The 17,135-nt window shown below is 56.1% G+C and carries 17 protein-coding genes; 6 read left to right on the top strand and 11 right to left on the bottom strand.

Going from position 1 to position 17,135, the window contains the following annotated elements; genetic code table 11:
- Positions 1-258 precede the first annotated feature (258 nt).
- Together mtnK and mtnA are read left to right on the top strand one after the other, a co-directional pair.
- The gene (gene mtnK, locus KXG62_RS31010) at positions 259-1,464 is read left to right on the top strand and encodes an S-methyl-5-thioribose kinase (RefSeq protein WP_218095879.1); all 1,206 of its coding nucleotides are present in this window, start codon (positions 259-261) and stop codon (positions 1,462-1,464) included.
- An 87-nt stretch (positions 1,465-1,551) separates the two neighbouring features.
- Positions 1,552-2,631 (top strand): S-methyl-5-thioribose-1-phosphate isomerase, encoded by a 1,080-nt coding sequence (gene mtnA / locus KXG62_RS31005; protein ID WP_218095878.1) that lies wholly within the window; start codon positions 1,552-1,554, stop codon positions 2,629-2,631.
- Positions 2,632-2,916: 285 nt separating this feature from the next.
- Here mtnA and KXG62_RS31000 read toward each other — a convergent pair whose 3' ends face one another.
- The 7 genes from KXG62_RS31000 to KXG62_RS30970 form a co-directional block, all read right to left on the bottom strand.
- Positions 2,917-4,488 (bottom strand): AraC family transcriptional regulator, encoded by a 1,572-nt coding sequence (locus KXG62_RS31000; RefSeq protein WP_218095877.1) that lies wholly within the window; start codon positions 4,486-4,488, stop codon positions 2,917-2,919.
- Positions 4,489-4,627: 139 nt separating this feature from the next.
- A complete protein-coding gene (locus tag KXG62_RS30995) occupies positions 4,628-5,206 on the bottom strand; it encodes a nitroreductase family protein (RefSeq protein ID WP_218095876.1) in 579 nt (192 codons plus the stop codon).
- Positions 5,187-6,053, bottom strand: coding sequence for an ABC transporter ATP-binding protein (locus KXG62_RS30990; protein WP_218095875.1), 867 nt, complete (start codon positions 6,051-6,053; stop codon positions 5,187-5,189). Before KXG62_RS30990 ends, KXG62_RS30995 begins: the two co-directional genes overlap by 20 nt.
- A gap of 11 nt (positions 6,054-6,064) precedes the next feature.
- Positions 6,065-7,108 (bottom strand): FecCD family ABC transporter permease, encoded by a 1,044-nt coding sequence (locus tag KXG62_RS30985; RefSeq protein WP_218095874.1) that lies wholly within the window; start codon positions 7,106-7,108, stop codon positions 6,065-6,067.
- On the bottom strand, positions 7,105-8,112 hold the full coding sequence (locus KXG62_RS30980; RefSeq protein WP_218095873.1) for a FecCD family ABC transporter permease: 1,008 nt from the start codon (positions 8,110-8,112) through the stop codon (positions 7,105-7,107). Before KXG62_RS30980 ends, KXG62_RS30985 begins: the two co-directional genes overlap by 4 nt.
- Positions 8,113-8,198: 86 nt before the next feature.
- Complete coding sequence (locus KXG62_RS30975) at positions 8,199-9,203, bottom strand: ABC transporter substrate-binding protein (protein ID WP_218095872.1); 1,005 nt, start codon at positions 9,201-9,203, stop codon at positions 8,199-8,201.
- 309 nt (positions 9,204-9,512) lie between these two features.
- Entirely contained in the window at positions 9,513-9,995 is a 483-nt protein-coding gene (locus tag KXG62_RS30970; RefSeq protein ID WP_218095871.1) for a DUF2975 domain-containing protein, read from the bottom strand.
- 289 nt (positions 9,996-10,284) lie between these two features.
- Here KXG62_RS30970 and KXG62_RS30965 point away from each other — a divergent pair, with 289 nt between their 5' ends.
- From KXG62_RS30965 to nagA, 3 genes are read left to right on the top strand one after another with little or no spacing between them, the layout of a single operon-like run.
- Positions 10,285-11,142: a MurR/RpiR family transcriptional regulator gene (locus KXG62_RS30965; protein ID WP_218095880.1), complete on the top strand. Its 858-nt coding sequence runs from the start codon at positions 10,285-10,287 to the stop codon at positions 11,140-11,142.
- Between the two features lie 5 nt (positions 11,143-11,147).
- A complete protein-coding gene (nagB, locus tag KXG62_RS30960; RefSeq protein WP_218095870.1) occupies positions 11,148-11,876 on the top strand; it encodes a glucosamine-6-phosphate deaminase in 729 nt (242 codons plus the stop codon).
- Positions 11,873-13,072, top strand: a complete 1,200-nt coding sequence (gene nagA / locus KXG62_RS30955; RefSeq protein ID WP_218095869.1) for an N-acetylglucosamine-6-phosphate deacetylase — start codon at positions 11,873-11,875, stop codon at positions 13,070-13,072. Before nagB ends, nagA begins: the two co-directional genes overlap by 4 nt.
- A gap of 183 nt (positions 13,073-13,255) precedes the next feature.
- Here nagA and KXG62_RS30950 read toward each other — a convergent pair whose 3' ends face one another.
- On the bottom strand, positions 13,256-13,840 hold the full coding sequence (locus tag KXG62_RS30950; protein WP_218095868.1) for a hypothetical protein: 585 nt from the start codon (positions 13,838-13,840) through the stop codon (positions 13,256-13,258).
- Positions 13,841-14,041: 201 nt separating this feature from the next.
- Here KXG62_RS30950 and KXG62_RS30945 point away from each other — a divergent pair, with 201 nt between their 5' ends.
- The gene (locus tag KXG62_RS30945; protein WP_218095867.1) at positions 14,042-14,455 is read left to right on the top strand and encodes a VOC family protein; all 414 of its coding nucleotides are present in this window, start codon (positions 14,042-14,044) and stop codon (positions 14,453-14,455) included.
- A 190-nt stretch (positions 14,456-14,645) separates the two neighbouring features.
- Here KXG62_RS30945 and KXG62_RS30940 read toward each other — a convergent pair whose 3' ends face one another.
- From KXG62_RS30940 to KXG62_RS30930, 3 genes are all read right to left on the bottom strand, one after another.
- On the bottom strand, positions 14,646-15,440 hold the full coding sequence (locus KXG62_RS30940; protein ID WP_218095866.1) for an SDR family NAD(P)-dependent oxidoreductase: 795 nt from the start codon (positions 15,438-15,440) through the stop codon (positions 14,646-14,648).
- Between the two features lie 79 nt (positions 15,441-15,519).
- Entirely contained in the window at positions 15,520-16,680 is a 1,161-nt protein-coding gene (locus tag KXG62_RS30935; RefSeq protein ID WP_218095865.1) for a UxaA family hydrolase, read from the bottom strand.
- A gap of 130 nt (positions 16,681-16,810) precedes the next feature.
- Positions 16,811-17,125, bottom strand: a complete 315-nt coding sequence (locus tag KXG62_RS30930; protein ID WP_218095864.1) for a UxaA family hydrolase — start codon at positions 17,123-17,125, stop codon at positions 16,811-16,813.
- Between the last annotated feature and the right edge of the window lie 10 nt (positions 17,126-17,135).

Raw genomic sequence — 17,135 nt, 5'->3', positions numbered from 1 at the left:
TGCTGTACATTTTTTTCTTACTTGCCCACAAAAAACAAACGGCACAGGATATTTTCCCCATGCCGTTTCAGATTCATTTGCTATTCACGATCTTGTCTCTGAGTTTAACTTAATGACATTGCGGCCGGAGGCCCTCCTTTTTTCCTGTTGACACGTTAGGGGGAATCCCTTGTCTCCTCTATTCCATGGCGGCGAAAATTGTTTTATACTAGACGGTATGATACGTTTTCCAATGGAAAAAGGAGGATTATATTCGTTATGACAGCCTATCATCCGCTTACGGAAGCCGAAGCGATTCAATACGCCAGAACGCTGCCCGATCTGTTCACCGCAGGTAGCGAACTTGTGAGCCGGGAAATCGGCGACGGAAATCTTAATCTCGTATTTCATATTTCCGAGCCTGCTACAGGCAAAAGCATCATTCTCAAGCAAGCTCTCCCTTACGCCAAGGTGGTCGGCGAATCGTGGCCGCTGACGCTGGACCGCGCCCGCATCGAAAGCGAAGCGCTGATCATCCAGGAGTCGCTGTGCCCGGAGCTGGTGCCGCATGTGCATGCGTATGTGCCGGAATTGGCGCTTACGGTCATGCAGGATTTGAGCGATCATGTAATTATGCGCAGAGGCTTGATGGAAAGCAACCGCTATCCGCTGTTTGCGGGGCATATCGGGCATTTTCTGGCCCATACCCTGTTTTACACATCGGATCTCGGCATGAATCAACAAGAGAAAAAAGAACGCGTCAAGCGATTTATTAACCCCGAGCTGTGCAAAATTACGGAGGATTTGATCTTTGACGATCCGTATATGGATTCGCCGAACAACGACGTGCCTCCGGCGATCCGCGATGCGGTCGAAGCGGTATGGAGCGATGCGGAGCTGCATCTCGAAGTGGCGATTTTGCGCGAGAAGTTTCTGACGCACGCGCAGGCGCTGCTGCACGGCGACCTGCACACGGGCAGCATCTTCATCAAACCGGATTCGACGAAAGTGATCGATCCCGAGTTTGCCTACTACGGTCCGATGGGCTTCGATATCGGCGCCATCTTCGCCAATCTGCTGCTGCATTACGCATCGCGCGAAGGCTGGGACAAGGACGCGGCGGCGCGCGCGGATTTCCGCGGCTATTTGACCGCAACGCTCCGCGAGGCATGGACCGCGTTCGAGAAGGAATTCCGCTCCTTGTGGGATCGGCACGGCGTCGACCGGATGGCGAAAACACCGGGCTACCAGGACTGGTACATACAGCAGGTACTGCGCGACACGTTCGGCTTCACGGGAAGCAAAATGGTTCGCCGCGTGCACGGTCTCGCGCAAGTGGCCGACATCAACAAGCTGGAAGATGCAGCGGCCAAAGAACGGGCTCAGCGCATTGCGCTGGCGATCGGCACGGCGCTGATCAAATTCAACCGCCAGGCTTCCTCCATCGAGGAAATGATCAACATCGCGGACAGCGCGGTTCGCTAATGCGCCGGGCAAAAATCCGCTTCGATAATACAACGGCTTCGACAACAAGCAACAGCTGTTGAAGCCGTAAAAGGAGATCCTTATTACATGACAACGCAAAACGATCTTGCTGCGGATTGGCTTCAGTCCGTCCGCTGGAATTCGCTTGAGGACCGGCTCGATCTGCTCGATCAGCGCCTCTTGCCGGAACAAATCGTCTATCTGGAACTGACGACCGCAGAGCAAGTATGGGATGCCATCAAGCAGCTCGCGGTGCGCGGTGCGCCGGCCATCGGCATCGCGGCGGCGTTCGGGGTGCACCTCGGCGCGCGCGCGTTCGACGGCAGCCGCGAAGCGCTGCTGGCGGAAGTCGGCCGCCTGTGCGATTATTTGGCGACGTCGCGCCCAACGGCGGTAAATTTGTTCTGGGCGCTCGACCGGATGCGGGCGCGGGGCGAAGCGCTGCTCGGCGGCTCCGCGGATACGTCCGTAGAGGCGGCGAAGCAGGCGCTGCTGGCCGAGGCGCGATTGATCCAGGCCGAGGATGAGGAAACGTGCCGCCTGATCGGTGAGCACGCGCTCGAGCTGTTCGAGGACGGCATGGGCGTCCTCACGCACTGCAATGCGGGCGGGCTCGCTACCGCCCGTTACGGCACAGCGCTTGCGCCGATGTATCTGGCGAAGGAGAAGGGCCTGAGCTTGAAGGTGTTCGCGGATGAAACGCGTCCCGTTCTGCAAGGGGCGAGGCTGACCGCCTTCGAATTGCAGCAGGCCGGCGTCGATGTGACGCTGATCTGCGACAATATGGCCGGCGCCGTCATGGCGAAGGGCTGGGTGCAAGCGGTTATCGTCGGCACCGACCGCGTCGCGGCCAACGGCGACGTGGCCAACAAGATCGGTACCTACAGCGTCGCTGTGCTGGCAAAGGCGCACGGCATCCCGTTCTACGTCGCCTGCCCAATGTCCACGATCGATCTGACGACGCCGACCGGAGCGGACATTCCGATCGAGGAACGGCACGAGGACGAAGTGACGCAAGGCTTCGGCAAACGGACGGCGCCGGAAGGCGTCAAAGTATATAACCCGGCCTTCGACGTCACACCAAACGAATACGTCACCGCCATCATTACGGAGAAAGGCGTCATTCGCGCGCCGTACGACGTCAATTTGAAGAAGCTATTCAAGTAGACGCCTCGACTACGATATCGAGCATCGCAGCAGCCCTCCCCTCGCAGTAGACGGGAGGGCTGTTCGATTTTCCCCGATCCCTCTTCTCCCGAAGCCAACTAGCCGAACAAGCAGGCATCCGGCTCCAGCCGTACGTCAAGGGCTATACGGGCATTGCCGATATGAACGGTTACTTGCTGTCGCAGCCCACAAACGGGCCGGGGAGCAGCCATTGCCCTACCTACACGCCAACCGGCGGAAATACGACAAAGCCCGTTCCGGGACGGAACGAGCCTTGCAAGCCGATTACGCATTCCACTGCAGCAGCTCATCGATAATTTGCTTTTGTCCGGCAGGAGACCAGCTTAAGCCGATCCAATCGTAAACGACGCGAACGTGACGGGTCTGGACCGCTGGCATCGTATGCCAGTCTGCGCTCCCCTGCACGCTGGAAAGCGCCTCGCTTCCCGCCTGCGATGCGCTCGCATAAATAAGAAGGCGATCCGACTCGAATGGCGGCAAATCGCCGACTGCAAAATCTTTGAATCGTTGGTGCAGCGGCACGATACTGCCGGGGTTTAGCCCGAGTCCGCCGTACAGCAGCTCGTTCAGCGGATGATCGGCGAATCCCTGGATTCGAATGGTCCGGCCAATCGGCCGCAAAAACGACACGGTTTCGCTGCCGATCGCTTGCGCCAGCGCCCTTTGCGCGTACTGAACCTTCTGTTCCACCTGCATAATATTTTGCTGCGCTTCCTTCTCCCTGCCGGTCAGCTCCGCGATACGGATATGGTTTTTACGCCAGTCCATCGTATATTCCAAAACGACCGTCGGAGCGATCTGCTTCAGCTGCTCGTAAAAAGGCAGATGCCGGCGATCCACCAGAATCAGGTCCGGCTGCGCCTCGCGCATTCGTTTCAGCTGCTCCTGAACCCGTTTCCTCCGATCCTCCTCGCTTTGGCCCAGCACGAAAGCGTTCATCGCCGCATGCGGCTCAAGGCCGAGGCAGCGAAGATTTTGCTCATAACGGAAGCAGGACGCGGTGGCCACCTTCAACTGCCGCCTTCGCGCGTACATCACCGGCGAAATGCCGATAGCCCGTTTGAACATCCGGCTGAAATAAAATTCATTGCCGAAGCCTACCGTATCCGCCACTTCCTTGATCGAACGGCTCGGCTCTTGAAGCAGACGTTTGGACGAATCGATCCGTATGCCGTTCAAATATTCGACAGGCGTCACGCCCTTCGCCTTTTTAAAGCTTCTCGAGTACGAGGTTTGCGTCAATCCGGCGATCTCCGATAAGGCGGTCAGCTTGATTTTTTCATGATAATGCTTCAGCATGTAGCCGATGCTTTGATCGATGCCTTTGCTCGCGCCCTCCGCTTCCCGACGAACGGTCAAATGCTGCAGGATGAAACGCAGTATGCTCTGAAACCGAACCTGCCGCTCGAATGCGCCGATCGCCTTCGATCTGCTGTCCTGATACAGCTGCCTGATCTCCTCGCCTAACGGCTCGCCATGCGCCAGCGGGAGCTTTCCCGGCGGCAGCGGAATTCGGTCCGAGCCGGTCTCGGCGCAGCGCCACTCCCGTTTGTTCCGGGCAATCTCGATCGGGTTCAGCAGCAGCAGGTAATATTCGGCACTGCTCGATTCCAGCATCGCTTCCAGCTCCATGGACGGCCGTAAAAAAAAGGCATGGTGCGGGGCCGCGTCATACAGCTCATCGTCGATGCGCAGCATGCCCTTGCCCTGCACAACCACGCAAAGCATATCGCGCGGAACGACCAGCCTTTGCGGAACGCTGCTCCTCGTGAGCCGCCGCTTGTATACGGACGTGAGGAGCAATAGAGGATAAGTATCATCAGAAGCTGGCAGCACGGACTTCGTCCCCTTCCCAATTCAGGCGTCTGTCATGCGAATGTCTCGATCAATAATGATAATCATTATCAATTATATCGAAATATCGCATCTGCGCAAGAGCTTCTTGCACGCCTTTGGCTGCTGCCGGTAAAAAAATTTATACGGAATCCACAATCGTCAATAGCTGCTCGGCGCTGGTACGGGGCTGCACCCGCGGTACCACTTCCGGGTAACCGATATGCAGCACGCCGACGATTTTCTCTCCCGGCCGTATGCCTGCGGTTTCGCGGAATCCGGGGTTGTAATTATAATTATTCGTCTTCCACACGACGCCCAGTCCTTGCTCCCAGGCAGCAAGCTGAAAGTTCTGGATCAGGGCGCAGACGGCTGCGTAATCTTCGTCCCATTGTTTTTGGCGCGGGTCTTCCTTCATGATCACGATAAGATGCGCGGGCACCTTCATCAAATAGTTATACTTCGGAACGCCGTATTTCTCCCTCTCTTCGGATGCGTACGTCGCAACCATCGCGCTGGCGAACACCTCTCGCCCTTCGTCCTTGAACAGGATAAACCTCCACGGCTGCCTGTTCTCGTGATTCGGCGCCCATACGGCGACATTCAGCAGTTCCAGCAGCAGCGGCGTCGGTACCGGGTCACTCTTGAACAGTCTGACGCTCCTGCGTTCTTTGATCGTATCCGCAACCGTCCGCTGGCGTTCAACTTCCAGTGAGCTCATGTTTGAATTCCTCCTTGTCTTCTTTCCATGACTTCGATGGCTTTGCTTCGTAATCCGCCGCCCTTCGTCCCTTTCCTCTCGGAATGCACAGCGGCGTTCCGAAGAACGGGTCCGGCACCACTTCGCATTCCATGCCGAATACATGCCGTACGAGCTCCGGGCTGATAACCTCTTCCGGCTTGCCTTGCGCATAGACGGACTTGTCTTTGAGCGCCACCACATGATGCGCATAGCGGCAGGCCAAGTTCAAGTCATGGAGAACCATTACGATTGTCGTTTTCTCCCTTTCGTTCAGCTCGAACAGCAAATCCAAAATATCGATTTGATGGGCCATGTCGAGATACGTCGTCGGCTCATCGAGCAGAATCGTTTGGGTGCCTTGCGCCAGCGTCATGGCGATCCACGCTCGCTGCCGCTGTCCACCGGACAAGGCGTCCACGGACCTTTCGGCCAGCTCGGTCGTTTTCGTCGCCTGCAGCGCCTGCCGGACGAACCGCTCGTCATCGGCCGACCACTGCTTCATCCAGTTCTGATAAGGGTATCGGCCCTGCTTGACGAGTTCGAACACGGTCAGCCCTTCCGGCGCGACCGGCCCTTGCGGCAAAATGGACAGCTTGCGGGCTACCTCCTTCGTCGACAGCTCGGCGATCTGCTTCCCGTCCAGGATGATGTCTCCTTCGGAAGGCTTCAGCAACCGCGCCATGGAGCGGAGCAGCGTTGATTTGCCGCATCCGTTCGAGCCGATGAATACCGTAATTTGATGCTTCGGTATGGAAAGGCTCAACCGGTCGATGATCGTGCCGCCGCCGTAGTTCAAGCTTACATTTCGCGTTTCCAGCGCCTGCATGCTCATCCCTCCTATCTCGCATTTCGTCTCGTGTACAGCAAATAAATGAAGAACGGCGCTCCGACCCCGGCCGTGAATACCCCGACCGGCACATCCAGCGGAAGAAAAAACGTCCGGCCGACCAGATCGGCCAGCATGACGATCAAGCCCCCGAGGATGGCAGACACCGGAAGCACGCTGTCGAAGCTCGACCCGACGAGCTTGCGCGCCATATGCGGCGCAATAAGGCCGACGAATCCAATGCCGCCCGCCACAGACACAGCCGCCCCGGCGAGCGCCACACTGAGCAGCAGCAGCAGCAGACGGTTCAGTTCCACCCGGCTTCCGCTGCTGGCCGCAACATCGTCGCCGAGCTGCCCGATATTGACATGGCGAGACATCAGAAAGGCTATCGGAAGAAGAACGACCGTCCAGGGCAGCACGGTCATCACATTCTCCCAGTTCGCCGCATAGACCGAGCCCGTCAGCCATAAGTACGCCTGATTTGCATCATTCTTCGGGCTGAACACGATCATCATCGTCGTTGCCGCCGACATGAGCGAAGACATGCCGATACCGACCAGAATGAGGCGGATCGGCGTGACACCTTTCTTCCACGCGAGCAAATACAGCGTGATCGAGACGACGGCCGCACCGATCATGGCGGCAATCGGCAGCAGGCGAATGCTGACGGTCCCGGCCATATACGTAAGGAACGCCACCGCCGCGACGGAAGCGCCTCCCGTTACGCCTACGATGTCCGGGGAAGCCATCGGATTGCGGATCATGCCCTGCAGGATCGCGCCCGAAGCCGCGAGCGAGGCGCCGACCAAGAGCGCCAGCACGATACGGGGAAGCCGCAGCTTCTGGATGACCATCGCATGGTCCTCGGAGCCTATGCCAAGCGCGCTGCGTACCACATCCAGCGGCGAAATATACATTTCGCCCAGACCCGTGCTGATGATCGCGACGGCTGCGCAGGCAAGCAGCAGAACGAGACACACCGCCGCCGTTTTCTTGTGGAGCAAATAAGAAAAGGATTTGTGCTTCATCCGCACAACGATGTACTGCTTCATGATTTGACCAGCCCCCTCCGCGCGATGTAAATAAAGAACGGGGCCCCGATGACGGCCGTCATGACACCGACGGGCATTTCTTCGGGAATCATCATGAAGCGCGCGGCCAGATCAGACAATATGAGTACGATCGCGCCGAGCACGGCGCAATACGGAATGACCCAGCGATGGTCGATGCCGATAAAAAAGCGCGAAATATGCGGAATGACAATGCCGATAAAACCGATCGGACCCGCAATGGAAACCGAGCTGCCGGCCAATACGACAATAATGAGACCGGCCAGCGCTTTCACGGCGATCGTCTTCTGCCCAAGCCCTTTGGCCGTGTCTTCCCCCATCTGCAGCACGTTCATGTCGCGCGATAGGAACCATGCGCCAAGCCAGCTGACAGCCATATAAGGCAGCACCGCCACCAGCATGTCGGGCGAACGCCCGGCAATCGTGCCCGTCAGCCAAAAGAGCACAGAGCTTAGTCCTTGTTTGTTCAAAACAAGGATCCCCTGCGTAATCGATGCGAACAGTGCGGTCATGGCGGAACCCGCCAGCACAATTTTGAGCGGGGTCAGGCCGTCGCGTCCGATCGACCCGAGCGCATAGACGGCGAGCGCACCGGCGGCAGCGCCGATAAATGCGATCCACGCCAGCGCTTGCATCGAAGAAACGGACAGCGCGACGGCCGCGATCACGACTAGGCATGTCGCGCCCGCATTCACGCCGAGCACGCTGGGAGAAGCGAGTGGATTGCGGGTGAGCGTCTGCATGAGCGCGCCGGCAATGGCCAGGCTCGCCCCGATCGCTGCGGCGATGAATGCTCGCGGCATGCGAGTCGTGCGAAGGATCACCTGCTCCGACACGGCTTCATCATAATGAAAAGCCGCATCCCAGGCCGTGTGCCAGTTGTAATTGACAGCCCCGAACAAGATGCTCGCCGCCAGACACAGCAGCAGCCCCGCTGCCGCCGCCAAGAACCCGACCCATTTCCAGGCATTCGTATGGTTGTTCATCTGATTTTAATTCTCCCCGTAATACGCCGAAGGAACGAGCCGGAACTCCCTCCTTCGACCATGCTGTTTGATGGGCTCAACCCGGATTATTTGATGTCGAACATTTTAAATACATCGTCCAGCATTTTGTTCGCAGCCAGTACGCCGCCGCTCAAATTCCATGTTACGACGTCAACCTTGAAATATTTGCCGTTTTTGACGCCTTTCAAGTTTTTCCACAGCGGGTGGTTCGTCCAGTCCGACTGCGATTTAACCTTGGAAGCATTCCCTTCGCTAACTTGCGTAATATCGAAAATATAGTCGGCATCCAGCTGCGACATTTGTTCCTTGGACGTCAGGTTAACGACCGTTTTCCCTTCGATCTTTTGCGCTTTCGGACGGCCGATCCCCAGCTCCTCGAATATCGTTCCGGCAAAGCCTGTCACGTAAATCCGCGCGCTGCCGTCATCCTCAAACCGCAAAATCGATACTTCGGTGTTCGCCAGTCGGCTGCCGGCTTTTTGTTTGAAATCTGCGACGCGTTTGTTCCAATCGCCCAAAATTTTCTCCGCCTCTTTGTCTTTGTAAAGGGCGTTGGCGCTTATTTTCAAATTTTCCTTCCAGTTGAACACTTCTTCCGTAATGATCGTTGGCGCGATACTCGAAAGCTGAGGATATATTTTTTCATGACGCGTCTTATTGCCGATGATTAGGTCCGGCTTCAAAGCCAGGATCGCTTCCACGTTCGGCTGCGATTCGTCGCCCAAATTTTTGACACCGTCCATATTGGAACGCAAGTATTGATACCAAGGCTTTTGATCCCAGGATTCAACGGCCCCTACAGGCTTGACGCCCAGCGCGATGGCAATATCGACCATACCGTTGAACAATACGACGACGCGTTCCGGTTTTTTCTTGAGCGTGACCGTACCCATCGCATGCTTGATGGTCCGCTCGCCCTCTCCCCCGGCAGGTTGGCCGGTTCCTTTCGGATCGGAGGCTCCTGTGGAAGTCGGTGCGCTCCCGTTCTTCGTTCCCCCGTTTGCATTCGTGCCGCAGCCGGCGACGGCCAGCACCAGCAGCATAATAACGATCATGCGGAAAGCTTTCATCTTGTTTCTCTCTCCTCCTTGTTTGGCAAAGGCAGCTTCCCGATCCAAGCGAACGGATGGCGGAATAAACAGGCTGCTTTTACCGATCCCCTAATTGAGACTGATAATTATTATCAATTATAAAATGCTAGTTTTCCAATGTACATGTCGGATTTTATCCGATTCACATACCAAATTTATCAAGCACGCATTGGGGACAAAGGCTACGTTTCATTCTAATGTTGATATTTGGCCATAAGAAAACCGCCTTGGTGAAAAGGCGGTTCATTGAGCTATGGCTGACAATCCAAAGTCTTACATCTCCGTTAATCATTCTTTTTTTGACTTTAGATCCGGGGCATTTTTTAATGGTTTTTGAAGCGCGTCCACCATGGCTGCGATGATACTTGTTGCTAAAATCCCCATTAGACCTATAGATATTGGACCTGCTGCATCATCACCTGTGAATTGAGCATGCACCCTTAAATACACTATTGCTAACAAAATGAAGCAAATGACAGTAAAAGCGCATTTTTTTATTACCTTCAAAGATTGAAGAGATAACTCCGAGAAAGCATTGTTTTTTTCGATATAGGTTAGAAGTTTGAATACTTGATACAACGCTACAGAAAACGTAATGCATATTCCGTATGCACACACCAAAAGTGGATATAAAGAATAATCACCTGGACGCTCTATTGCGTCTCTTCTGGCTGCTTCAGGCAACAAAAATATACACACGGCAAGCACTGCAATTCCAATCAGAAAAATGATTACCTTTAAGAACGTGGTTGAACCTCGTTTAACATTCATTTAAACACCTCACTATATTTAATGACAACATGATTTTATCATATGATTTATTGTTTTACAATAAATTAGTATTGAAATTTATTATATTGTTATTGTTATTATTATTGAAATAACGATACCTCAAACCATTCAGGAGAATAATCCTTTTCCCCAGTATAAAAAATGCTAAATCCATGATGGCTGGTATTGATTACGCGGTCCGAATTCGATATGATGAATATGTAAATTATTTTCTTCATACTGCGAAATATATGTAAATAAATTTACTATAAAAGCGTGGTGATCCCCCATTTCCAACATTCTGCAGGCGATTCGCGAGAAACAGCCCTCCCTTCACCGTAAAGAGCAAGAGCTCGCACAATACGTGCTGGAGCATGCTCCCGAAGTCATTCATCTCAGTATCACGGAGCTTGCGGAACGGTCCGGCGCCAGTACAGCGACGGTATCGCGCTTTTGTCGAAGCTTCCTATTCAAGGGCTACGCCGACTTTCGGATGAAGCTGTCCGCCGAGCTTGTGCAGGTTCCGGCGAAGCCGTCCTACCAAGATATCGTCGCCGGCAATTCGCTGCACAGCATCGTGCAGGCGATCGAGACGAATCACTTGCGCTCGATCTCCGATACGACGCGCCAGCTCGATCTTACCGAGCTGCAGCGTGCGGTCGACGCGCTGCAGCAGGCGCGCCGGATCGATCTGTACGGCATGGCGACTTCCGGGATCGTCGCGCTCGATTTTCAGCAGAAGCTCGTCCGCATCGGCAAGATGGCCCATTATTGGCCGGATTCGCATATGCAGATCACGTCGGCTTCCAGCTTGACCGGACAAGACGTCGCATTCGCCGTCTCGTATTCGGGCGAAACGCCGGAAACGAACGATGCGCTGCAATGCGCCAAAGAACGCGGAGCGCTGACGATCTCCTTGACCAAATTCGGGATGAACCGGCTGTCGCAAACATCGGATATCCGGCTATTCGCCTCCTCGCTCGAGGAAGGGATGCGACGGGGCGACATGGCCTCCCGCATCGCGCTGCTGCATGTGGTCGACATTTTGTTCACCGCGCTCGTCAGCGAACAATTCGACGCGTATGTTCCTCTGCTGGAGCAATCGTTCCAGCAAGTCAAAAAATATCGTAAAGAAAAAGGGAGATAGCTTGAATGAACATTTTGACATTTCGTACGGACGATGAGCTGAACAAGGCGGGGGCAGGCATTATTACCGGCATGCTGCAGACGAACCCGCGCTCGATTCTCGGGCTTGCCACGGGCGGCACCCCGGTCGGCATTTACCGGGAGCTGGTGGAAACGCACCGCCAAGGACTCGTCAGCTTCGCCAAGGCGACGACGTTTAATCTGGACGAGTACGTCGGCCTGGAACGCACGCATCCGGCCAGCTACTTCGCCTTTATGCAGGAGCATCTGTTCGGATCGGTCGATGTAGATCCCGCAGCCTGCCATATTCCGGACGGCACGGCAGCCGATTTGAAGGCGGAATGCGCCCGCTACGACAGCTTGCTGGAGCAAGTCGGGCAGATTGACATGCAGCTTCTCGGCCTCGGCCATAACGGGCATATCGGCTTTAACGAGCCGGATCACTCGCTTGTCCGCAGCACGCATGCCGTCGAGCTGCGTGAGCAAACGCGGGAAGCGAACGCCAGATTTTTCAACAAGCCGGAAGAAGTGCCCACCCACGCAATTACGATGGGGGTCGGTACGATTTTGAAGGCAAAAATGATTCTACTCGTCGTCCGCGGACAGGATAAGGCGGACATTGTCGCACGCGCACTGCAGGGACCGATCACAACGGAATGTCCGGCGTCGCTGCTGCAAACGCATCCGCATGTCGTCGTATTATTAGATTCTGAAGCGGGGAGTCGATTGAAATGAGAATTAACAGCATCATTACGAATGCCAAGGTCGTAACGCCGCACCGGACGATCGAACGCGGCTTCATCGCCTTGCGTGACGGGCGCATCCGGCTGGTCGGACCGATGGAGACGATCAGCCAGCTGGATCTGGCTGCGGCGATGGAGCGGATCGACGTGAAAGGAAGCTGGGCGCTGCCCGGTTTTGTCGACGTACATGTACACGGGGGCTTCGGCCATGACTTTATGGACGCATCGCAGGCAGCGATCGAGGGGATTACACGGTTTCACGCCAGCTGCGGCACCACGACGATGCTCGCTACGACGGTAACCGGCTCGAAGGAAGCTTTGGCGGACGTGCTGCAAGCATCCGACGCCTTTATCCGCAACGGAAACGGCATGCCCTATGCGCGGCTGGCCGGCGTTCACCTGGAAGGGCCGTTCATTAGTCCGAAATGGCCGGGTGCGCAAAACCCTAGCTATATCGTACCGCCGCAGCCGGACTGGATTCGCGAGTGGACGGCGAAATATCCGGGGCTGATCAAACTGATGACGCTTGCGCCGGAAACGGAAGGCGCGCTGGAGACGATCCGGCTGCTGTCCGAGCAAGGCATCGTCCCGGCCTGCGGTCATACCGATTCTACCTACGCGCAAATCGTCAGCGCCGCCGCGCACGGACTGCGTCATGCGGTTCATACGTTCAATGCGATGAAGGGGCTGCATCATCGCGAGCCCGGCGTCGTCGGCGCGGTCATGACGGAAGATCGGATTACGGCGGAAGTGATCGCCGACGGGCATCACGTTCATCCGGCCTGCATCGGGCTGCTGGCCAAGGCCAAAGGACCCGACGGCCTCGTGCTCGTAACCGACGCCATCTCGGCGGCCGGGCTTGGCGACGGCGATTATCAGCTCGGCGGCCTTGGCGTTATCGTCAAGGACGGCGTCGCCCGCCTGAAGGAAGGCGACAGCCTGGCCGGCAGCACGCTAACGATGATCGAAGCGCTGCGCTTCATGGTGCAGACGGTCGGCGTCAGCATGGAGACGGCCAGCCGTATGGCGAGCGGCAACCCTGCCCGGCAGCTCGGCATGGAGATCGAAACCGGCAGCATCGAGACCGGCAAGCTGGGCGATCTGGTTATCGTATCCCCGGACTTCAAGGTCGAAAGAGTGATGGTTGCCGGCAGAACGCTGTCGTTCGAGCCGCCTGCCGCGGAATAAACGATGAAGTGATATTCCGGTTCTAAGCTCCATCGTTCCTCGTGCGTCGTGCAGCACTGTGGAAGCGGATGCTCGGATGGAAACGCAAATGCAAACAAAATACCCGGCCTGCGCCGCTTTTCCGCGGACAGCCGGGTATTTATATTTTGTTAACAGAATGCCACAAAAGTCCGGACGGCTCTCTCAAGCCTCGGCGAACTGCCTGGCGGCGATGTAATATCGCAGCTTGCTCAGGTCTCTCGCCGAAATCGAATGGATCTCTGCGCCGTAGCGGATCGTTTTTTCCATAAGATGCACGTACCGCACAACTAGCTTCGGGTGAATCGTCTCCTCATCGCAAAAAATCATCGTATCGTATACATGGCCAAGTTTTACCGAAAAGTCGTTAACTTCAAAGCCGAAGCCCAAACGGCAAATGTCGACGAAGCGTACGGCAAGCGTGCGGAACTCTTCGCTGATCGTCCCGAATACGTTCAGCTTGAAGCTATCGAACATCGTATCGTCGTCGATGAACATCTCTTCTTCCGTTTGATCCGGCCGCGCCTTAATCCGGAAAATTTCCGATTCCTCCGGCGCAACGATCAGCTTGTTGCCTGATCCGCGGAGAATACGCATCCGCCGCCGCCTTTTGAAATCGAAGCAAAGCACTTCGTCGCCGCCCTTATACGCAATCGGCTTTTCCAGGGAAAGCTCCATCAGCTCCGCCCCTTCGTAGGCCACCGCCCCTTGATACACTTTGCCATTATAGAGCATTTGAATCGAATTCATCACGCTCACCTCCTGTTTGATACGTCTACTATACTTCGAATTTTTTCAGAAAATATGAGCAAACCTTTAGGAGAGTATTAGATTGCCTTATCTCCTATATTTTGTTACCCGCATGCGGTACAATGAAATCATTCGGCCGAGCTCAACAGGCCGATATCTTCGGGCTTACGCCCAATATGTAAAAGAAATCGGGTGTGTCCAATGAACATCGACCGGATCGACCACCTCGTGCTGACGGTCCGCAGCATCGAGCGTACATGCGACTTTTATACGTCCGTGCTGGGTATGGAAGCGACGTCCTTCGGGAATGGACGCAAAGCGCTCCGGTTCGGAAACCAAAAGCTGAATTTGCATGAATACGGCAAAGAATTCGAACCGAAGGCGAGTGTTCCGCAGCCCGGCTCCATCGATTTATGTCTGATGACGAGCGTGCCGCTGGAGCAGGTTATGCTGCATCTGGAGACATGCGGGGTTCCCGTTGAAGAAGGGCCTGTCGCCAGAACGGGGGCGCTCGGGCCGATCCGCTCCGTCTACATCCGCGATCCCGATGGCAATCTGATCGAAATTTCCAATAATGAAAGCGAACGGGGAACAGGGCCGAGCAACGGCGGATGACATCTGTTCCTTCGCTGCATCGCCGTGACACTCCGCCAGCTTGGAACGAACAGACGCCAAAAAGAGGCATATGCGTAAGCGCAATATACCTCTTTTTTCTATATGCATTTTTCTATGTGCATTTCACCATACAATGACAAGCGTCACTGCTCGCGTTGTGCCTACAGCGCCGTCAAAATTTGCGTTGTCATTAATGCTCCATATGGTCGTCCGGCTGCGCCGCTTTGACGGTAAGACCGCCGTCGACCATCAGCAGGTGGCCGTTGACCTGCATCGCTTCTTCGGAAGCGAGGAATACGACGGCATCGCCGATTTGACGCGATGTGCCGAGACGCTTCATTGGATTGGCCTCGACCTCCTTCGCGCGGATGGCCGAGTCAGCCAAATAATCGGTGCACATATCGGTATCGACGGTGCTTGGTCCTACCGCATTGACGTTGATGTTGTATTTCCCGAGCTCGATGGCCATCCCTTTGGTCAGCATGTTCGCCGCCGCTTTGGACGATTGATAATGCGGGATGACCGGGCTCGTCACGACGAGGCTGGCCGTCGAGAGCACATTAATGATTTTGCCGTATCGCTTCGGAATCATCGTCTTAGCCGCAAGCTGCGAACAGAGGAAGATCGATTTGACGTTCGTGTTGTACGTACGGTCCCACGTTTCCTCCGTCACCTTCAGGAACGACTCGAACGGCGCGATCCCCGCATTGTTGACGAGAATCTCCACGTCGCCGAGCTGCGCCTTCACCTGCTCGAACATTGCTTCCACCTGCTGCTTGCTGCCGACGTCGGCCTGGACGATCATCGCTTTGACGCCGAGCGCTTCCACCTGCTGCTTTACGTTCTCCGCCAGCGCACGGGATCTGTCCGACGTAAAGTTAATCGCCACATGCGCGCCTTCCTCCGCCAAGCGGATAGCAATCGCCTCGCCGATGCCTCGGCTCGCCCCGGTTACGAGAGCGATCCGATTCGTAAGTCTGCCCATGATACAATACCCTCCCGATCCTTGATAAAACGTATCTTGCTTCTATAGTTAAACCGCCGGTCCGGCGGCTTCGCGCCGATTACAAGCTCGGTCCGATCCGGTTAATGCTGAACTCCGTATGGCCGAGAATTTCCGCTTTGGTCTGCTTGCCGTTAGCGACTTCCTGAATTTCCTGCCAAATGCGCTCCCCGGCGTCTTCCAGGCTTAACGTGCCTTCGAGCATGTCGCTCACGTCGACGTCCATGTTGTCGGACATCCGCTCGAACATCCGTTTGTTGCCGGTGATCTTAATGACCGGGATAACGGCTGAACCTGTCGGCGTGCCGCGACCGGTCGTAAAGCAGACCAGATGCGCGCCGCCCGCCGCCATGCCGGATACGCACTCGATATCGTTGCCCGGCGAATCCATGAAGTACAGCCCGTGCTTCGGAATCGTCTCGGAGTATTCGATGACCCCTTCAATCGGTGCGGTGCCGCATTTGCTAATACAGCCGAGCGACTTTTCCTCAATGGTCGACAAGCCGCCGGCAATGTTGCCCGGACTCGGGTTGCCCCCGCGCATGTCCGCGCCCATCCGTTCCACCTCTTTCTCGAAGCGGTCGACGATGTAATACAGCTTGTCGCTCGTCTCCTGCGTAGAGCAGCGAGACGCGAGCACATGCTCCGCGCCGATGATCTCGGTCGTCTCGCCGATGACGACGCCGCCGCCCTGCTGGATCAGCGAGTCGGCCGCCGCGCCGAGCGCCGGGTTGGAGGCGAGGCCGGACGTCGCGTCGGAGCCGCCGCATTTGACGCCGATGATCAGCTCGCTGAACGGCACCGGTTCCGGCTGCATGGCATCGAGCTGCGCGCGCATTTTTCTCGCGAGCTCCACGCCGTGCTGAATCGCCTTCACCGAACCGCCGACTGACTGAATGTCGAACACTTCGATCAATTTACCTGTCGGACGAATCGCTTCGGCAAGCGCATGCGGATCGACCACTTCGCAGCCGAGGCTGATAATAATGACGCCGCCGACGTTCGGATTGCGGCCGGTGCCTGCCAGCACCTCGAACGTGCGGTCCTTGTCGGCACCGATCTGGCTGCAGCCGTGCTGATGCGGAATCGCTACCGTCTCCGGCACCATCTGCATAATGCGGCTGCATACCTGATTGGCGCAAATGACGGTAGGAATAATGAGCAGATGATTGCGGATGCCTACGTCGCCGTTCGGTCTTCTATACCCCATCATATGTGTCATGGTTCGTTCTCCTCTCATTGCAACCGTTACAACGGCTAGGCGTTGTCGGTTGTCAATACTTTGCAACCGTTACTGGAGGCTGCCCATTTGTTGCAGCAATCCGCGGCGGTTCAGCGCTGCCGTTCGTTGCTCACGCCTTGGCTTGATCGCCGCGTCCGCGGATGCCTTCGACATTGTGCACATGCACGTGCTGCCCCGCCTGGATGGCGCATGTCGTACGCCCGATCACTTCGCCGTACTTGCGGATGTCCGTGCCTTCGGGAATGTCGGCGATGGCGATTTTATGCCCGAACGGAACCGGATCGATCAGCGTCAGCTCCAGCACTTGATCCTGTACGCGGTACGTCGCGCGCTGCCCTGCCTGCAAATCTTTGATGGCCGTCGCGACGTGGTCGCGCGTATCCATCACGAGCGCGTCGGCGCCCGAAGTAATATGTGCTGCCATTGAACCGTGT

Source organism: Paenibacillus solanacearum (genome assembly GCF_910593845.1).
Classification (GTDB): domain Bacteria; phylum Bacillota; class Bacilli; order Paenibacillales; family NBRC-103111; genus Paenibacillus_G; species Paenibacillus_G solanacearum.
This window is presented reverse-complemented; position numbering and strand designations above follow the sequence as displayed.

Coding starts and splice junctions, on each gene's coding strand:
- KXG62_RS30985 (WP_218095874.1), bottom strand. CDS start 7,108: ATGAAGCAGTACATCGTTGTGCGGATGAAGCACAAATCCTTTTCTTAT.
- nagA (WP_218095869.1), top strand. CDS start 11,873: ATGAGAATTAACAGCATCATTACGAATGCCAAGGTCGTAACGCCGCAC.
- KXG62_RS30980 (WP_218095873.1), bottom strand. CDS start 8,112: ATGAACAACCATACGAATGCCTGGAAATGGGTCGGGTTCTTGGCGGCG.
- nagB (WP_218095870.1), top strand. CDS start 11,148: ATGAACATTTTGACATTTCGTACGGACGATGAGCTGAACAAGGCGGGG.
- mtnK (WP_218095879.1), top strand. CDS start 259: ATGACAGCCTATCATCCGCTTACGGAAGCCGAAGCGATTCAATACGCC.
- KXG62_RS30950 (WP_218095868.1), bottom strand. CDS start 13,840: ATGAATTCGATTCAAATGCTCTATAATGGCAAAGTGTATCAAGGGGCG.
- KXG62_RS30975 (WP_218095872.1), bottom strand. CDS start 9,203: ATGAAAGCTTTCCGCATGATCGTTATTATGCTGCTGGTGCTGGCCGTC.
- KXG62_RS30970 (WP_218095871.1), bottom strand. CDS start 9,995: ATGAATGTTAAACGAGGTTCAACCACGTTCTTAAAGGTAATCATTTTT.
- mtnA (WP_218095878.1), top strand. CDS start 1,552: ATGACAACGCAAAACGATCTTGCTGCGGATTGGCTTCAGTCCGTCCGC.
- KXG62_RS30990 (WP_218095875.1), bottom strand. CDS start 6,053: ATGCAGGCGCTGGAAACGCGAAATGTAAGCTTGAACTACGGCGGCGGC.
- KXG62_RS30930 (WP_218095864.1), bottom strand. CDS start 17,125: ATGGCAGCACATATTACTTCGGGCGCCGACGCGCTCGTGATGGATACG.
- KXG62_RS30995 (WP_218095876.1), bottom strand. CDS start 5,206: ATGAGCTCACTGGAAGTTGAACGCCAGCGGACGGTTGCGGATACGATC.
- KXG62_RS30940 (WP_218095866.1), bottom strand. CDS start 15,440: ATGGGCAGACTTACGAATCGGATCGCTCTCGTAACCGGGGCGAGCCGA.
- KXG62_RS30935 (WP_218095865.1), bottom strand. CDS start 16,680: ATGACACATATGATGGGGTATAGAAGACCGAACGGCGACGTAGGCATC.
- KXG62_RS30945 (WP_218095867.1), top strand. CDS start 14,042: ATGAACATCGACCGGATCGACCACCTCGTGCTGACGGTCCGCAGCATC.